The 16246-nt window shown below is 73.1% G+C and carries 19 protein-coding genes; all 19 read left to right on the top strand.

What is annotated here, in order from left to right; genetic code table 11:
• The first annotated feature begins 76 nt into the window (after positions 1-76).
• The 19 genes from ASD35_RS14480 (at position 77) to sctT (ending at position 16220) form a co-directional block, all read left to right on the top strand.
• Positions 77-811 carry a lytic transglycosylase domain-containing protein gene (locus ASD35_RS14480; protein WP_056875652.1) on the top strand — a complete coding sequence of 245 codons (735 nt, stop codon included), beginning with the start codon at positions 77-79 and terminating at the stop codon, positions 809-811.
• Entirely contained in the window at positions 808-2820 is a 2013-nt protein-coding gene (locus ASD35_RS14475) for a flagellar biosynthesis protein FlhA (RefSeq protein WP_082580162.1), read from the top strand. The genes ASD35_RS14480 and ASD35_RS14475 overlap by 4 nt, the downstream gene beginning before the upstream one ends.
• The gene (gene sctC, locus ASD35_RS14470) at positions 2817-4733 is read left to right on the top strand and encodes a type III secretion system outer membrane ring subunit SctC (RefSeq protein ID WP_056875651.1); all 1917 of its coding nucleotides are present in this window, start codon (positions 2817-2819) and stop codon (positions 4731-4733) included. The genes ASD35_RS14475 and sctC overlap by 4 nt, the downstream gene beginning before the upstream one ends.
• 6 nt (positions 4734-4739) lie before the next feature.
• Positions 4740-5732: a hypothetical protein gene (locus ASD35_RS14465; protein WP_157275570.1), complete on the top strand. Its 993-nt coding sequence runs from the start codon at positions 4740-4742 to the stop codon at positions 5730-5732.
• Between the two features lie 36 nt (positions 5733-5768).
• Positions 5769-6065, top strand: a complete 297-nt coding sequence (locus tag ASD35_RS14460) for a hypothetical protein (protein ID WP_056875649.1) — start codon at positions 5769-5771, stop codon at positions 6063-6065.
• Positions 6062-6454, top strand: a complete 393-nt coding sequence (locus ASD35_RS14455) for a hypothetical protein (protein WP_056875648.1) — start codon at positions 6062-6064, stop codon at positions 6452-6454. Before ASD35_RS14460 ends, ASD35_RS14455 begins: the two co-directional genes overlap by 4 nt.
• Before the next feature lie 134 nt (positions 6455-6588).
• A complete protein-coding gene (gene sctJ, locus ASD35_RS14450; RefSeq protein ID WP_056875647.1) occupies positions 6589-7314 on the top strand; it encodes a type III secretion system inner membrane ring lipoprotein SctJ in 726 nt (241 codons plus the stop codon).
• On the top strand, positions 7307-7825 hold the full coding sequence (locus ASD35_RS14445) for a hypothetical protein (RefSeq protein ID WP_056875646.1): 519 nt from the start codon (positions 7307-7309) through the stop codon (positions 7823-7825). The genes sctJ and ASD35_RS14445 overlap by 8 nt, the downstream gene beginning before the upstream one ends.
• Positions 7822-8454, top strand: coding sequence for a FliH/SctL family protein (locus tag ASD35_RS14440; protein ID WP_056875645.1), 633 nt, complete (start codon positions 7822-7824; stop codon positions 8452-8454). Before ASD35_RS14445 ends, ASD35_RS14440 begins: the two co-directional genes overlap by 4 nt.
• Before the next feature lie 43 nt (positions 8455-8497).
• Positions 8498-9823: a FliI/YscN family ATPase gene (locus ASD35_RS14435; RefSeq protein WP_056875644.1), complete on the top strand. Its 1326-nt coding sequence runs from the start codon at positions 8498-8500 to the stop codon at positions 9821-9823.
• A complete protein-coding gene (locus tag ASD35_RS14430; RefSeq protein ID WP_056875643.1) occupies positions 9820-10305 on the top strand; it encodes a hypothetical protein in 486 nt (161 codons plus the stop codon). Before ASD35_RS14435 ends, ASD35_RS14430 begins: the two co-directional genes overlap by 4 nt.
• Before the next feature lie 11 nt (positions 10306-10316).
• Entirely contained in the window at positions 10317-10970 is a 654-nt protein-coding gene (locus ASD35_RS14425; protein WP_056875642.1) for a hypothetical protein, read from the top strand.
• Complete coding sequence (locus tag ASD35_RS27260; protein WP_056875641.1) at positions 10967-12079, top strand: hypothetical protein; 1113 nt, start codon at positions 10967-10969, stop codon at positions 12077-12079. The genes ASD35_RS14425 and ASD35_RS27260 overlap by 4 nt, the downstream gene beginning before the upstream one ends.
• Positions 12076-13140, top strand: coding sequence for a sensor histidine kinase (locus tag ASD35_RS14415; RefSeq protein WP_056875640.1), 1065 nt, complete (start codon positions 12076-12078; stop codon positions 13138-13140). The genes ASD35_RS27260 and ASD35_RS14415 overlap by 4 nt, the downstream gene beginning before the upstream one ends.
• A complete protein-coding gene (locus ASD35_RS14410) occupies positions 13137-13778 on the top strand; it encodes a response regulator transcription factor (RefSeq protein WP_056875639.1) in 642 nt (213 codons plus the stop codon). Before ASD35_RS14415 ends, ASD35_RS14410 begins: the two co-directional genes overlap by 4 nt.
• A 14-nt stretch (positions 13779-13792) precedes the next feature.
• Positions 13793-14500, top strand: a complete 708-nt coding sequence (locus ASD35_RS14405; RefSeq protein ID WP_157275569.1) for a hypothetical protein — start codon at positions 13793-13795, stop codon at positions 14498-14500.
• A gap of 3 nt (positions 14501-14503) precedes the next feature.
• Positions 14504-15163, top strand: a complete 660-nt coding sequence (gene sctR, locus ASD35_RS14400; RefSeq protein WP_056875637.1) for a type III secretion system export apparatus subunit SctR — start codon at positions 14504-14506, stop codon at positions 15161-15163.
• Positions 15160-15435, top strand: a complete 276-nt coding sequence (gene sctS, locus ASD35_RS14395; RefSeq protein WP_056875636.1) for a type III secretion system export apparatus subunit SctS — start codon at positions 15160-15162, stop codon at positions 15433-15435. Before sctR ends, sctS begins: the two co-directional genes overlap by 4 nt.
• Positions 15435-16220 (top strand): type III secretion system export apparatus subunit SctT, encoded by a 786-nt coding sequence (gene sctT, locus ASD35_RS14390; protein WP_056875635.1) that lies wholly within the window; start codon positions 15435-15437, stop codon positions 16218-16220. Before sctS ends, sctT begins: the two co-directional genes overlap by 1 nt.
• Positions 16221-16246 lie beyond the last annotated feature (26 nt).

Below are 16246 nucleotides of genomic sequence, written 5' to 3'. Positions count from 1 at the left end.
CGCCCCCATTGCTAACAGGGTCGTAAAAAAGGTGTTCGCACTTCGCCAGCTTCGACAGGTCGCCACGGCCGCCGCCATGTGTGCCGCCCTCGGCAGCGCACAGGCCGGCCGCGGTTGCCCGTTGGCATCGGCCGATGAATTGCTGGACGCCGCGCCGGCAGCGGGCGCACCGGGCTTCGTGCTGACGCAACGCCTGTGCGCCGTGACACTCGTCAGCCGCCCCACCGCGCCGGCCGACACCCCGGTGGCGACGGCCACGCCGGCGCCGGAGGCCGCGCCGCGCCCGCTGCCGCCGCCGGCTGCGTTGGCCAACCCGCCGTTGCAGGTGCAGGTGGGGGTGCAGGTGCGGCGCGCGCCCGCCGGCCGCGAGGACGCCGCCGGCCAGGCGCGCATCCGAGCGCTGGCGCCGCTGATGGCCGATGTCGCGCTGCGCCACGGCATCGACCCCCTGCTGCTGCATGCGCTGGCCCACATCGAGTCGCGCCACCAGGCCCAGGCCATCTCGCCGGCCGGGGCGCGCGGCGTGATGCAGGTCATGCCGGCGACCGGCCGGGACATGGGCGTCGCCCAGCCGGCGGAGCTGCTCACGCCGCAGGCCAATCTCGAAGCCTCGGCGCGCTACCTCAAGCGGCTGCAGGCCCGCTTCGGCAACGACCTGCGCCTGGTGCTGGCCGCCTACAACGCCGGCGAGGGTGCGGTCGAGCGCCACGGCCGCCGCGTGCCGCCCTATGCCGAAACCCAGGCTTACGTGCGCGACGTGCTGGCCGTGTACGACGTGCTGCGCCGCCGGCTCGCGGGGGGTCAAGCATGAGTGCAGTGAAGCGCACCGATGGCCTGTCCGGCTACTTCGCCGCGACGGACCAGCCGCGCGAAGGGCTGATCGCGCGCTTCAGCGACCTCTTCCTCGTCGTCGGCATCGTGGCCATCGTGGCGCTGATGGTGCTGCCGCTGCCGCTGTGGCTGATCGACATGCTGGTGGCCGTCAACATCGCCTCGGGGCTGGTGCTGATCCTGATCGCCGTCTACGTGGCCGGGCCGCTGGAGTTCTCGGTGTTCCCCAGCGTGCTGCTGATGACGACGCTGTTCCGCCTGGCGCTGTCCATCGCGACGACGCGGCTGATCCTGCTGCACGCCGACGGCGGCCACATCATCGCGACCTTCGGCAAGATGGTGGCGGGCGGCAACCTCGTGGTGGGCCTGGTGGTCTTCCTCATCATCACGGTGGTGCAGTTCATCGTCATCGCCAAGGGTGCCGAGCGCGTGGCCGAGGTGGCGGCGCGCTTCTCGCTGGACGCGATGCCGGGCAAGCAGCTGTCCATCGATTCGGACCTGCGCTCCGGCCTCATCGACAAGGACGAGGCCAAGCGCCGCCGCCGCACGCTGGAGCTGGAAAGCAAGCTGCACGGCAGCCTCGACGGCGCGATGAAGTTCGTCAAGGGCGACGCCATCGCCGGCATCGTCATCATCCTCATCAACCTGCTGGGCGGCCTGGCCGTTGGCGTGCTGCAGCAGGACATGAGCCTGTCGGACGCCGTGCACCGCTACTCCATCCTCTCCATCGGCGAGGGCATGGTGGCGCAGATCCCGGCGTTGCTGGGCGCCATGGCGGCCGGCCTGCTGGTCACGCGCACCAACGACGACGAGAACGACCGCCACCTCGGCGACGCCATCCGCAAGCAGCTCGGCGCCAAGCCGCGCGTGCACGTCATGGCGGCCGGCATCTGCCTGCTGCTGGCGACGGTGCCGGGCTTTCCGCCGCTGGTCTTCGGCCTGCTGGCGCTGGTTTTCGGCGCGGCCGGCGTGCTGCTGATGCCCTGGGGGCGCGACTGGCTCACCCAGCGTCTGCCGCAGCTCAGCCCCAAACGCACCCGCACCGAGCCCGGCACGCTGAGGACGGCCCAGCCGCGCGTGCGGCCGTCGGTGCCGCTGCTGCTGGAGCTGCCCCAATCGATGCTGGCCGACGGTGGCCTGGCCATCACGCGCGCCGTCGAGTCGATGCTCGACGAGCTGCAGCTCGACCAGGGCCTGCCGCTCCCGCGCCTGGCCCTGCACGGCCGTGTCGGCCGCCCGGGCTGGCGCCTGCTCGCGCATGAGGTGCCGCTCGCCGAGGGCGAGCAGGGCGGCGACGCGGAGACGCTGGCCGAGCAGGTGCGCCAGGCGCTGCGCCGCCACGCCGCGCTCTTCATCGGCATCCAGGAAACCAGCGAGCTGCTCACACGCGCCCAGGCCGAGCTGGCCGACGTCGTCAAGGAAGTGCTGCGCGCGCTGCCGGTGCAGAAGGTCGCCGAGGTGCTGCGCCGCCTGGTGGCCGAAGAGGTCTCCATCCGCAACCTGCGCGACATCCTCGAAGCGCTCGCCGAGGCCGCCCAGCGCGAGAAGGATGTGCAGGCGCTGACGGAGATGAGCCGCATCGCGCTGCGCCGCCAGACGCACCACCGCGTCTGCGCTGACGGCGAGCTGCGCGCGCTGCTGCTGTCCCCCGAGCTGGAGGCCTTGATGCGCCAAGGCCTGCACGTCAGCGGCGGCGTCACGCAGCTCGCGGTCGCGCCCGAGGTGGCGCGCCAGTTCGCCGCCGAGGTGCAGGCGCAGGTCCAGGCGCTGCGGCCCCAGGCCATCGTCTGTGCCATCGACCTGCGCTGGCACCTGCGCAAGCTCATCGAGGCCGAGTGCTTCGACACCCCCGTGCTGTCCTTCCACGAACTGCTGCCGACGCTGCGGCTCACGCCGCTGCTGCACCTGCCTCCACCCGGGGCCGACCCCGACGCGTCGCTGCACGCGCCCAACCCAGCGTCGCCCCAAGCCGCGCTGCTCGCCGCATGACTCCCACCCTCCGCATCACGGCAGCCACCCTGCTGCTGCTGGCCCAAGCCGCGCCGCTTTCGGCGGCACCCCTGCCTGAAGGGCTGCGCCCGCTCAGGCTGGAGGCGCGCGACCAGCCCATCGAGCAGTTCCTGCAGGGCCTGTTCTCGGGCAGCGACATTCCCGTCGTCGTCACCGGCGTGCAGGGGCAGGTCAACGGCCGCTTCGAGGGCACGCCGGCCAAGCTGCTGCGCGACCTCAGCCGCGCATACAACCTGCTGAGCTACTACGACGGCGGCGTGCTCTACATCGCACCAGCGAGCGACACGCAGACGCGCAGCTACCTGCTCACGCCGGCCGCGGCCGCCCAGGTGCAGCGCGCGGCACAGGCGCTGCAGCTGGCCGATGTGCGCAACACGCTGAAGTTAAGCGACGACGGCGCGCTGCTGGCCGTCGGGGCCAAGCGCTTCGTGCAACAGGTCGACGAGCTCGTCCGTCAGGTGCGCCCGGGCACCACGGCCGTGGCCATGCAGTCGTGGGCGCCCCCGCCGCAGCAGCAGCCGCTGCCGGACTACCGCATCTATTACCTGCGCTACGCCTGGGCGCAGGACGTGCCGATGAACTTCGGCGGCCAGCAGACCACGCTGCCCGGCGTGGCCAGCATCCTGCGCTCGCTGGTGGGCCAGCCCAACAAGCCGCGCGCCAGCGCTGCCGTCGACCCCGCCCGCGCGCAAGGCAGCCAGCGCCTGCGCGGCGGCGCGGCCCGCGCGGGGGGCGGCATCACCACGCTGGGCCTCGCCGACGACAGCGCCGCCGGCGTGCGCGGCACCGACACGCTGGTCGCCGCGCTCAGCCAGGTGGGCTACGGCTCGCCGGCGCAGGAGGCCGCCGAGGCGCCGCCGCCGCACGACTTCAGCCCGCGCATCGAGGCCGACCCGCGCCTGAACGCCGTCATCGTGCGCGACCTGCCTGAGCGTCTGGACCGTTATGGGGCGCTCATCAAGTCGCTGGACATCGAGCCCCAGGCGCTGGAGATCGAGGCCACCATCATCGACATCAACACCGACCGGCTGCGCGAGCTGGGCATCAACTGGCGCTACAACCGCGGCCTGTCCAGCCTGCTCGTGGGCAACGGCACCGCCAGCGACCAGCGGCTCAACGGCCAGGTCGACGTCACGCCCAGCGCCCTGGGCGGCGCCATCTCCGCCGTCATCGGCGACCGCTACCCCTTCGTCGCGCGCATCACGGCGCTGCAGAGCGACGGCGCGGCCAAGGTGGTCAGCAGCCCGCAGGTGGTCACGCTGTCCAACGTCGAGGCGGTGTTCGACAACAGCTCGACCTACTACGTGCGCGTCGCCGGGCGCGAGGAGGTCGACCTCTTCAACGTCACCGCCGGCACGCGGCTGCGCGTGACGCCGCATGTCTTCCGCGAAGGGCAGAACGGCGAGGGCGTGCCGCGCATCAAGCTGCTGGTGCAGATCGAGGACGGCGGCCTGACCGGCCAGACCGTGGACCAGCTGCCCGTCGTCGAGCGCTCGGGCATCAACACCCAGGCCCTCATCTCGGAAGGCGAAAGCCTGCTCATCGGCGGCATGGTGCGCGACAGCGCCACGGCCGGTGTCGACAAGGTGCCGGTGCTGGGCGACATCCCCGTGCTGGGCAACCTCTTCAAGACCCAGCGCAAGGGCGGTCAGCGCATCGAGCGCATGTTCCTCATCACGCCGCGCCTGGCCAGCAGCAAGGCGGCCACCGACGTGATGGACAAGGCCCGCCAGCCGCTGGTCGAACCCGGTGCGCCGGCCGAGGGCCGCAGCTCGGCCGCCGCGGCCCCGCCCGTCGCTGCGGTCACCACCCCCATTCTGGCAACGCCGGCCACGGCAGCGCCCATCGCAGCGGCGGGCGTGACCGATGCCGGCGCAGCGCCGCAGGAGTGATACGCGATGCCGACCAAGTCTGCCCTCCCCGCCTCGATGCTGGAACTGCGCGTGCTGGCCGGTCGCCAGGCCGGCGCGCGGGCACGGCTGGACGTGCAGATCGAGCAGTTGGTCTGCGGCCTGAACGCGGCCAACCAGGCCGACACCCAGTTCGCCGACATCCTGCTGGCCAGCGAGACGGACTTCCAGGCCCGCTTCATCCCCGGCCCGCAGGGCCGCATCGGCCTGCAGCTCATCGCCGGGCGCGGCGTGCTGGGTGAGCGCGAGCTCGAGCCCGGCACCACCACGCACGCCTGGGCGCCCGGCCAGCCGCTGCAGCTCGGCGATGCGGTGGTGGCCTATGGCCCGGCCGACCAGGCCTACTGGCCGGAGCCGGTGCTGCACGACGGCCCCGACGCCGCCGACAGTGCGCCGGCCGAGGGCCCCGCCGCGCCGCCCGCGCCGGGCCGGCCTTATGTCGAAGGGCTGTTGACGGCGCTGGGCCTCGTCATGCTCCTGGGCGGCGTGACGTTGGCCTGGCGCGGTGGCACCTTGCGTGAAGCCGGCCATGTGGTGGCCCAGGTGCTGCCGCCGGCGCAGGCGGCCGCGCCGGCCGACCTGCGGGCCAGCGTCGTCGAGGTCTTCCGCCTGTACGGCATCGCGGCGCAGGCCAGCTGGTCGCCCGAAGGCGAGCTGGTGCTGCGCACGCAGGAGCGCGACGCCGCCAAGGTGCAGGCCGCCGCAGCCGCCGCGCGGCGCGACATCGCCCGCCTGCCCGCGCTGCGGGTCGACAACCAGCCGCCTGCGCCGGTGGCCGCGGCGCCCAGCCCCGCGCCGGACGACCCGGCCAAGCGCCTGGTCGCCGTGGTCGACAACGAAGACAGCCCCTACTTCATCACCGCCGACGGCAGCCGCTACTTCAGCGGCGCGCTGCTGCCGAGCGGCCACCGCGTCGTGCAGATCGTGGAGCGCAGCGTCATCGTCGAACGCGATGGCCAGCGCACCCGGCTCACGCTGTGATCCCGGTTCCCTAACCCTCCCACAAGGAGACCTCCCATGTCCAACGCACTTCTCAGCACCCTCGCCGCAGCGCCCGTAAACGGTTCCACGGGCAGCAAGTCGTCCGGTGGTTCCTGGTTCGAAGCCATGGCCGACGCCTGGGGCCAGGCCCTGGACCGGCAGGCCGGCGACATCGAGACCAAGTCCGCCGCGATGAGCGCCGGTGGCGACAAGCCTGCCGACGTGACCGAGCTGACCGCCATGTCGCTGAAGATGAGCTTCCTGGCCAGCAGCTCGCACACCGCCGTCTCGACGGTCGGTTCCGCCCTCGAAACGATGGCCCGCAAGCAGTGACACCCGGCCTCGCCCTTGCTGCGCCGGTGGCCGACATCCAGCTCGGCCCGGGCGCATCGCTGTCCAGCCTGGGCGTGGTGTCGCCCACGGCCGACGTGGCCGGCTTCGAGCGTGCACTGGCGGGGGCGGTGCAGCGCCTGGGGCCCACCGAGTCGCCGGCCCAGGCCATGCAGCGCCTCGTGCAGCCGCTGGAGCACATCAACGCCGAAGCCGCTTCGCTCGGGCGCGACGCCCGCACCGCGGCGGCCTCGGGGCAGGAGCTGACGCCGGGCGAGCTGGTCAACCTGACCGTGCGCTGCCAGGAGTTCATGTTCCATTGCCAGCTGACGTCGAACATCGCCAACCGCACGTCCGAAGGCCTGCAGCAGCTGTTCAGACAGCAATCCTGAATGAAATCCAGACCAAGCCACGGGGACACGGGGACACAGCGGCATGCCGCTTCCCCGGCTGCCTTCCCAGTGTTTCCGTGCTTCCGTGGCTGTGTCCCGGATTCGAGCCGCGAGTACGCAAACGGATCATTGACATGAAGCATCTGCCCAGCCTCCTGCTGCTCGCCCTGCTCGCCGCCTGCGGCGAGCAGACGCTCTACGCCAAGCTCGACGAGCGACAGGCCAATGACATGGTCTCGGCGTTGCGGCTGGCCGGCGTGCCGGCGCAGAAGGCCGCCAAGGAAGACGGCTTCGAGGTGCGGACCGCCGAGTCGGACTTCGCCCGCGCGGTGCAGATCCTCAAGGCCCAGGGCCTGCCGCGCGAGGACTACGACAGCCTGGGCAAGGTGTTCAAGCGCGAGGGCTTCGTGTCGACGCCGGTCGAGGAGCGCGCCCGCCTCATGCATGCGCTGTCGCAGGAGCTGTCGCACACGCTCACCAGCATCGACGGCGTGCTGCAGGCGCGCGTGACGCTGGTCGTGCCCGAGCGCCATCCGCTGTCCGACAAGGTGCAGCCGTCCTCGGCCTCCGTGATGATCAAGCACCGCGCCGGCCTGGACGTGGAGTCGCTGATGCCGAAAGTGCGCGCCCTGGTCGTCAACAGCGTCGAAGGCCTGCCCTACGAGAGCGTGTCGGTTGTCGCGTTCGTGGCCGAGCCCACGCCCGTGGCCCCGCCGCCGGCCGACGCCCAGCCGCAGGCCGTGCTGGCTTTGGCCGTCACGCTGGGCACGGCCAGCCTGGGCACCGCGGGCTGGCTGGCCTGGCGGCGGCGGCGCGCGTCGTCGACGCAGCTGGCATTGAAAGGCGCCGCCCATGACTGACCGCCAGACGCGCGCCCGCGTGGCCCACTGCCTGCTCGACGAGGCGCCCGCCGAGGCGCGCACGCTCAGCTGGGCACAGCTGGACGCCGCCCCGGCATGGCTGGGCATGGAACGCGCCGAGCTGCAGGCGCTCGCGCTGCGCTGCGGCTCGGTGCTCGCGGCGCCGGCGCTGCGGCTGTGGATTGCCGGCCCGCTGCGCGAGCTGGCACGTTCGGCCCTGGGCGCGCCCTGGTGGCGGGCGCTGCGCAGCGCGCCGGACTGGCCGCCGTTGCCGGCCGGCCTGCCGTCGGGGCTGAACGACTGGCCCGAGGTGTTGGACGCCCAGGGCCTGCGCCAGCAGTTCACCGAGGCCGGCGCCGCCGTGCTGCTGGCTGGGCTGCCGCACGGCTCGCTGCGCCACGCCGCCAGCCGCCGGCTGGGGCCGGTGGCCGCCTGGGTCATGCCGCAAGCGACGGCGCTGGCCGTGCTGCGCGAGACGCTGGCGTTGCAGGCGAGGGTGGTGACGCCATGAACGGCTTCATGCTCTGGCACCGCGACCCGCAGGCGCGGCTGGGCATCGCCTCGGACCGGCGCGTGCTGCGTGCCGCCGAGGTGCCGCCGTTGCAGGACGCGCAGCAGCTGCTCGACGCGCTGCGCGAGCTGCTGGACCGGGAGCAGGACCGCATCGACGCCGCCTGCGCGCAGGCCGCGGCCGAGGGCTTGCAGCAAGGCCTCGTGCAAGCCGAGAGCCAGGCCCGCGTGAAGATCGCCGACGCGCTGGCCCGGCTCGCCCGCGCACAAGAGGACGAACGCCAGCGCCTGCAGCAGGGCGTGGCCGGGCTGGCGCTGGAGGTCTTCCAGAAGCTGCTGGGCGAGGTGCCGGCCGAGGAGCGCCTGGCCCGCCTGGCCGCCCAGGCGGCGCGCGAGCTGCTGCCGGCGCGCACCTGGCGGCTGCAGGTGCACCCCGGCCAGATCGCGCCGCTGCGTGCCGCGCTGCGGGCCGTCGACCCCGACGACAAGGCCGGCCTGGCCGGCGCCGAGATCGTGGCCGATGCCGAGCTGGCCGAGGCCGATTGCCGACTGACGACGGAGTTCGGCACGGCCGACGCGGGCCTGGCCACGCAGGTCGAACGCCTGGCCCGCGCCTGGAGCCTGAAGTGAAAACCCAACCAAGCCGCTGCGGCTGTGCTCTTTCGCCCAACGCATGACGACCGCGCTGCCCATCACCGACGGCCTGCGCCGCAGCCTGCAGCGCGTGCGCACCGTCGCCACGCTGGGCCGCGTCGTGCAGGCCGGCGGCACGCTGATGCGGGCCACCGGCGTGCAGGCCCGCGTGGGGCAGAGCTGCCGCGTCTTCGACCCCATGCAGCCGCACGAGGCCGGGCTGCTGGCCGAGGTCATCGGCTTCCAGGGCCATGAGGCGGTGCTGGCGCCGCTGGGCTCGCTGCAGGGGCTGCCCGTGGGTGCGGCCGTCGAGGTGCTCAACGACGTCGCCCAGCTGCCCAGCGGCCGCGGCCTGCTGGGCCGGGTCATCGACGCCTTCGGCCAGCCGCTGGACGGCGGGCCGCCGCTGGATGCGTTGCCGCGCGTGCCGCTGTACCGCGACGCGCCGTCGCCACTGCAGCGCCGCCCGGTGCACGAGCCGCTGGTGTGCGGCGTGCGCGCCGTCGACGCGCTGCTGACCGTGGGCGAGGGCCAGCGCGTGGGCATCTTCGCGATGGCCGGCGGCGGCAAATCCACGCTGCTGGGCATGCTGGCGCGGAGCACGCGCGCCGAGATCAACGTGATCGGGCTGATCGGCGAACGCGGCCGCGAGGTGCGCGAGTTCCTGGAGGACAGCCTGGGCGCCGAGGGCCTGGCCCGCTCGGTCGTCGTCGTTTCCACGTCGGACCGGCCGGCGCTGGAGCGCGTGCGCGCGGCCTATGCCGCCACGGCCATCGCCGAGGGCTTCCGCGCGCAGGGCGCCCGCGTCGTGCTGATGATGGACTCGGTCACGCGCTTTGCCCGCGGCCTGCGCGAGATCGGCCTGGCCGCGGGCGAGCCGGCCGTGCGACGCGGCTATCCGCCGTCGGTGTTCGCCGAGCTGCCGCGGCTGTTCGAGCGCGCCGGCAACGATGCGCATGGCTCCATCACCGCCTTCTACACGGTGCTGGCCGAGGACGAGGAGGGCAGCGACCCGGTGGCCGAGGAGGTGCGTTCCATCCTCGACGGCCACTTGGTGCTGTCGCGTGCGCTGGCCGAGGCCCAGCACTACCCGGCCATCGACGTGCTGGCCAGCGCCAGCCGCGTGTTCACGCGCGTGACGACGCCCGAGCAGCAGCGCGACGCCGCCCGGCTGCGCACGCTGATGGCGCGGCACAAGGAGGTCGAGTTCCTGCTGCGCGTGGGCGAGTACCAGGCCGGCAGCGACCCGCTGGCCGACCAGGCCATCGAGCGCATGCCGCAGATCAAGGCACTGTTGCAGCAGGGCTCGCACGAACCCAGCGACTGGGACGGCTGCCTGCAGCACCTGCGGGAGATCGTGTCGTGAGCGGCAGGGCCGTCACGCTCTCCGCCGCCGACGGGCGCCAGTGGCTGCGGCTGCGCCAGCTGCGCGTGCAGCGTGCGCGCCAGGCGCTGGCCGAGGCGGTGGCCGGCGAGCGCCGCGCCCGCGCCGCCATCGACGCGCGCGAGGCCGCCATCGCGTCCAGCCGTGCGCGGCTGGCCGAGCTGGCGCAGCACTGGAGCGGCCCCGGCAGCGCCGACATGCCGCGCTGGGCCGGGCAGGTGCGGGCGCACCGCGAGGCGGTGGCCGAACGGCTGGAGCGCGACGAGTACGCACTGCTGGACGAACGCGAAACCCTGGAGCAGGCCCAAGCCCTGGTGCGCCAGCGCCGCGGCGAACTCACGCGCGCCCAGGCCCGTGAATCGGCCGTGGACGCCACGCTGAAGGACCAGCGCCGCCAGACCCTGATCGCCCGCGACCAGCAGGCCGAGCTGGAGGCCGAGGACGCATTCCGGCCCCGCCACTGAAGACCCAGGCCATGAAGCTGCTGCCCGTTCCGTTGACCCTGACCCTGGGCGCCGCGCTCGTCCCGCGCGAGCGCGGCGCGGCGGCATTGCAGGCCGGCGCATCGGCCGACGCGCTGCCGCAAGCCCCCGATGCGCGCGGGGAGGCCGGCGAGCCGGATTGGCAAAGCGCCTGGCAGCGCGTGCGCGCGCAGGGTGAGGACCGCGACCAGGAGCAAGGCCAGGACAAAGAGGAATCGCCCGAGGCGCCGGCGACGCCGTCCTTCGTGCCGCCCGTCCCCGCATGGGTGCCGCGCGACCTGGCACCTGAGGTCGCCGGGCTGCGCGCGATGGCGCCCACCACACCCACCACCGAACGCATGGCCGCGCTGCAGCAGCTCGCCGAGCCCGGCCCGGCCACCGTGCCGGGGGGGCGCGTATGGCAGGTGGCGCTGCCCGCCGCGGGCGCGGGGCCGGCCTGGCAGCTGCGCGTCGAGCAGGCCCAGCCGCTCGCGCCGCTGAGCCTGGAGCTGCGCGTGCCGCCGGTCGCGCAGCTGCAGGCCCGCCAGCAGCTCGGCGACCTCGACAAGCGCCTGCGCGACGCCGGCCACGACGTGCTGCGGCCCCGCGTGCGCGACACGTCGCGCAGTGCCAGGCGCTCGCGCCCGGTGGACGAGGTGGATTCATGAGCGGCATCAGCCCCATCCAGGCGCTGTCGCCCGCCGAGACCTGGGAGGCCTGGCAGGCGGTGCTGCAGGCCAGCACAGGCGAGATGGCCGGCGCGGAGGCGGCGGCGCAGCCGGGTGCGGAGATGGATGCGCACGCCGTGGCCGACGTCGCCACTGCGACAGCCGCCGCCACGGCGACGGCGCCGGAGCCCACCGCCCGCACCTTCATGCCGCCCCACGCGACCGTGCATGCGGCACAGGCCGCCCAGCCCACGGCGCAGCCGGCAGCCGATGCGGTCCAGCCCCCGGCCCAGCCGCCGGCACCGTCGCTGCTGCGCTCGCACGAGCCTGCGCAGAACGCGTCGCCGCTGCAGCCGCCATCGACTGGCCTGCCGACCGACCTGTCGCTGCGCACGCCGCAGCTGGGCGACGCGAGCGCCGCGGTGCTGCCGATGGCGCCGGTGCTGATGACGCCGCTGGCCTTGCAGAACGGCGCCGAGCTGCGCTGGCGCGTGCAGGACGCGCCGGCCTGGCGTGCGCTGTTCGACGACGCCGGCCGCGACGCGCCGCAGGCGGATGAGGACGACGAAGCGCCCGCCCGGCACGCCGCCCCTTCGCCGGACGACGCGGCGCACGAGCCGCCGCCGCCGTGGGCGCAGGCACTGCTGGCCCGGCTGCGCCTGGCCGCCGCCGCGCCCGCGTCGGCCGACCACCTGCGCCCGGCGCTGCAGGCCTGGCGCGTGGGCGCACCCGTGCTGCTGGCCAGCCCTGCGGGCCTGGCCAGCCTGCAAGCCAGCAGCGACGCGGGGCTGTGGCGCTGGCGGCGCTGGCCCGCGCGCTGGCGCAGCGTGCGCCCGGCGGTGGCCGAGCGCTGGTGGGCCGTGCGCGTGGCGCTCACGCCCAGCGGCTGCCCGCGCACGCTGCGCGAGCTGTCGGGCGAGGCCGCGCTGCAGCCGGGCCAGGTGAGCTGCGAACTGCGCCTGGACGGCACCGCGCCGGGCATCGCCCGCTGGGCCGAGGTGCTGGTGCAGGCGCCGGCCCATTCGGGCCTGCAGGCCTTGCTGGCGTCGCGGCCGTCGCTGACCTGGCTGCTCTGCAACCAGCCGCTGTGGCCGCGGGAGAGCGCATGAACAACCGTCTCGATGCCGACCTGCTGCACGCGCTGGGCGACCTGGACGAGGCGCTGGCCATCCTGGACGGCGACTTCCTGGTGGCGCTGAACGCGCCCATGCAGGCGCTGCTGCCCGGCGAGCCCGGCGGCCTGGCCGCGGACTGGGCCGCGCCGCTGCACGGCCTGGCCAGCGCGCTGGCGGCGCCGCTGGGCGTGCGCACGCGCTGCGGCGTCAGCGGCGAATACACGGCCCGGCGCGTCGCGCTGGATGCCCGCCATGTGCTGCTGCGCCTGGTCGACGAGCGCGAGCGGCTGCACCACCTGCAGCGCCAGCTCGACGACCGCGAGGGCCTGCTGTTCACGTCGCGGTCCCTGACCGTCAGCGAGATGGGCAGCGTGCTGGCGCATGAGCTGAACCAGCCCATCGGCGCTACCGTCAACCTGCTGCGCGGCCTGAAGCTGCGCCTGGCACGCCGCCATCCCGACAGCACCGACGAGCTCGCCGCCCTCGACAAGGCCGTGCAGCAGGTGACCTATGCCAGCCAGATCATCGGCCGGGTGCGCGAATACACCCAGTCGCGCCAGCCCAAGACCGAGCGGCTGGACCTGGTCGCGCTGGTGCATGAGAGCCTGGCCCTGCTCGACTGGGACCTGCAGCGCGAGGCGGTGCGGCTGGCGCTGAGCCTGCCGGAGGCCCCGGTGCCGGTGCAGGGCGACGCGGTCATGCTGCAGCAGGTGCTGATCAACCTGCTGCGCAACGCGCTGGACGCGCTGCGCCTGGACCGGCCGGACGATCCGCTGATCGACATCGAGCTGCGCCTGGACGGCGCCCGCGCCGAGCTGCGCGTGGGCGACAACGGCCCCGGCATCACGCCGCAGACCGAGGCCCGGCTGTTCCTGCCCTTCAGCTCCACCAAGCCCAACGGCATGGGGCTGGGCCTGTCCATCTGCCGCTCGCTCGTCGAGATGCACCAGGGCCGGCTGTGGTTCTCGCGCCGCGAGGCCGGGGGCTGCTGCTTTCACTTCGCGCTGCCCGTGATGGCGGCTGAAACCACACCCACTTTGGAGAAGACGGCATGACACCGCGTCAGATCTACGTCGTGGACGACAACCACGAGTTCCGCGACTCCCTGCGCTTCTGGCTCGAAGGCTTCGGCTGCCAGGTGCGCGACTGGGGCGACCCGCGCGACGCGCTGCAGTCGCTGGCCCGCGTGGCCGTGGGCACGGCCTGGCCGGAATCCACCTGCCTGATGCTGGACGTGCGCATGCCCGAGCTGTCGGGCCTTGACCTCCACGACGCGCTGCGCGAGCGCGGCATCCACCTGCCGGTGATCTACATGAGCGGCCATGCCGACGTGCCGCTGGCCGTGGCCGCCATGCAAAAGCGCGGCGCCGTCTCGCTGCTGGAGAAGCCGCTGGACGACGCCGCCCTGAGCGCGGCGCTGGACCGCGCGTTCGCGCCGATGGACGTGGACCTGGACGTGGACCCCGGCGTCGAGGGCTCGCGCGAGGAGTTCGAGCGCCGCGCGCAGATGCTGTCGCCGCGCGAGCGCCAGGTGCTGTCGCTGGTCGTCAAGGGCCTGATGAACAAGAACATCGCCGACGAGATCAAGCTGTCGCTGAAGAGCGTGGAGCTGTACCGCTCGCGCGGCATGCGCAAGATGAAGGCCCGCTCGGTCACGGAGCTGACCCGCATGATGGTGAGCCGCAGGGCGTGATGGAGGCGGTTGCCGTGAGTTCCATGCCCCAAGCCGTCGGCGAGTTGTCGAGCTGGCATTTCCTGGCTGGCCCCGCCAGCCTGTGCGTGCGGGCCGAAGGCTTCGCCGCGGGCCCGCTGCCGCCCTGCGCCGCGGAGGCCGCGGTCGTGCTGGACCTGGCCGGCGAACTGCTGGACGCGCTCGAGGCGGCCGGCCTGGCCCGCCCGCCCTGGCAGTGGGTGGCGCAGCTGGGCGGCATGCCCGCCGGCGGTGCGCAGGCCGTCTGGCAGGGTCGGGAGGCGCAGGCACGTCTGTGCCTGCCCTGGTCGGCCTTGCGCGGGCTGGCCGGGGCGCCCGACGTGCCCGGCCTGCAGTGGCTGCCGACGCCGGCCGAATGCATGCTGGCGCGCTGGCGGCTGAGTGAGGAGGATCTCGCCGCGCTGGAGCCCGGTGGCCTGGTGCTGCTGGACGACGCGCCGGCCCCCGCCCTGCGCGCGCGCGGCGAGGTCCATGCGGCGCGGGCGGGCGAAGTCGCCGAGGAATCCCAGCTCCGGCGCTGGCAGCTCGTTGCGCGCTGGGATCAGCCGCTGGCGCTGGAGGTCGTCATGGGCTGGCGCGGGCCGGTGCCGGCGCTGCCGGTGCAGTGCCAGCTCATCGAGGTGGCGCGCCCCGACGCGGCGTTGGCGCGCGGCCGCCTCGTGCCCTGGGGCAGCGGCCACGCCTTTCGCATCGAGGCGGTCTAGTTCATGGACCTGAGCAGCTTCACGCCGGCCTCGGCGCTCATCACCGTCGTCCTGCTGGCGCTGGCGCCATTCGTGGCGGTGATGGTCACGTCCTTCACCAAGCTCGTCGTCGTGCTGAGCCTGTTGCGCAACGCGATGGGCCTGCAGCAGGTGCCGCCCAACGTCGTCATGAACGGGCTGGCGCTGATCCTGAGCATCTACGTCATGTACCCGGTGGGCGTGCAGATGCAGGAGAGCCTGCGCGACCTGCCCACCACCGACAAGGCGTCCACCAGCCAGATGCTGGCGGCCGCCGACGCGGCCAAGGAGCCGCTGCGCGAGTTCCTCGTCAAGCACAGCCGGCCGCTGGAGCGCGCCTTCTTCCTGAAGACGGCGCAGCGCAGCCTCAAGCCCGAGCAGGCACAGGCGCTGACCGACCGCGACTTCCTCGTCATCGTGCCGGCCTTCACGGTCAGCGAGCTGACGGTGGCCTTCGAGATCGGCTTCCTGATCTTTTTGCCCTTCCTCGTCATCGACCTCGTCATCTCCAACATCCTGATGGCCATGGGCATGCAGATGCTGTCGCCGACCACCGTGTCGCTGCCGTTCAAGCTGCTGCTGTTCGTGCTCATCGACGGCTGGGTCAAGTTGACGCACGGCCTCGTCCTCACCTACCAGACATGAACAGCGAAGTCATCCAACTCACCCAGCAGGCGCTGTGGCTGGTGCTGCTGTTGTCGGCGCCGCCCATCATCGTGGCGGCGGTCGTCGGCCTGCTGATCGCCTTCGTGCAGGCCGCCACGCAGCTGCAGGAGCAGACGGTGCAGTACGTGGCCAAGTTCTTCGCCATCGTCATCACCATCTTCATCACGGCCTCGCTGCTGGGCGGCAGCCTCTACCGGCTGGGCGACCGCGTGTTCAGCGAGTTCCCCGGCCTGGTGAAGATCCAACGTTGATGTATGAGTACTGGGTCGGCCACCCGACCGACGCCGCGCTGCTGCTGGGCCTGTCCACGATGCGGGTGGCCACGGCCTTCCTGCTGGTGCCGCTGTTCACGCAGGACCTCATCCCCGCGCTGATCCGCAACGCGCTGTTCCTGGCGCTGGCGCTGCTGGGCCTGCTGGTGCAGGACGTCAAGCCGGTGCAGCTGGGCGGCCTGCAGTGGGCGCTGCTGTACGGCCGCGAGGTCATGCTGGGCGCGGCGCTGGGCTTCCTGTTCGCCGGCCTGATGTGGTCGTTCGAGATGGCCGGCCAGCTCATCGACACCAAGACGGGCGCCTCCCAGGCCCAGGTGCTGGACCCGCTGTCCGGCCACCAGACCTCGCTGACCGGCGCCTTCCTGGCGCGGCTGGCGAGCTGGGTCTTCATGGCGTCGGGCGGCTTCATGCTGTTTGCCGCGCTGCTGCTGGACAGCTTCGCGCTGTGGCCGCTGCACGGCGAATGGCGGCTGCTGCCGGCCGGGCTGCTGGCCTTCGAGGCGGAGTTCGGCCGCATGCTGCGCCTGGCGCTGCTCGTGGCCGCGCCGTCGCTGGTGCTGCTGTACCTGGTGGACGGCGTGCTGGGGCTCATCAACCGCTATGCGCAGCAGCTCAACGTGTTCAGCCTGGCCATGTCCATCAAGTCCGTCGTGGGGCATCTGGTGCTGCTGCTGCAACTGGGCAGCCTGGTGGCGCTGATGAACGAGGAGCTGCTGGCGCGGCCTAGCCTCGTGACGGACCTTCTGAAGCGGCTGTTCGGCTGATCGACGGCCGGCCTTACGTTCAGAAA

Source organism: Pelomonas sp. Root1444 (assembly GCF_001426885.1).
Taxonomy (GTDB): Bacteria; Pseudomonadota; Gammaproteobacteria; order Burkholderiales; family Burkholderiaceae_C; genus Pelomonas.
The sequence above is the reverse complement of the archived record's forward strand: the minus strand, read 5'-3'. Positions and strand labels throughout refer to the sequence as shown.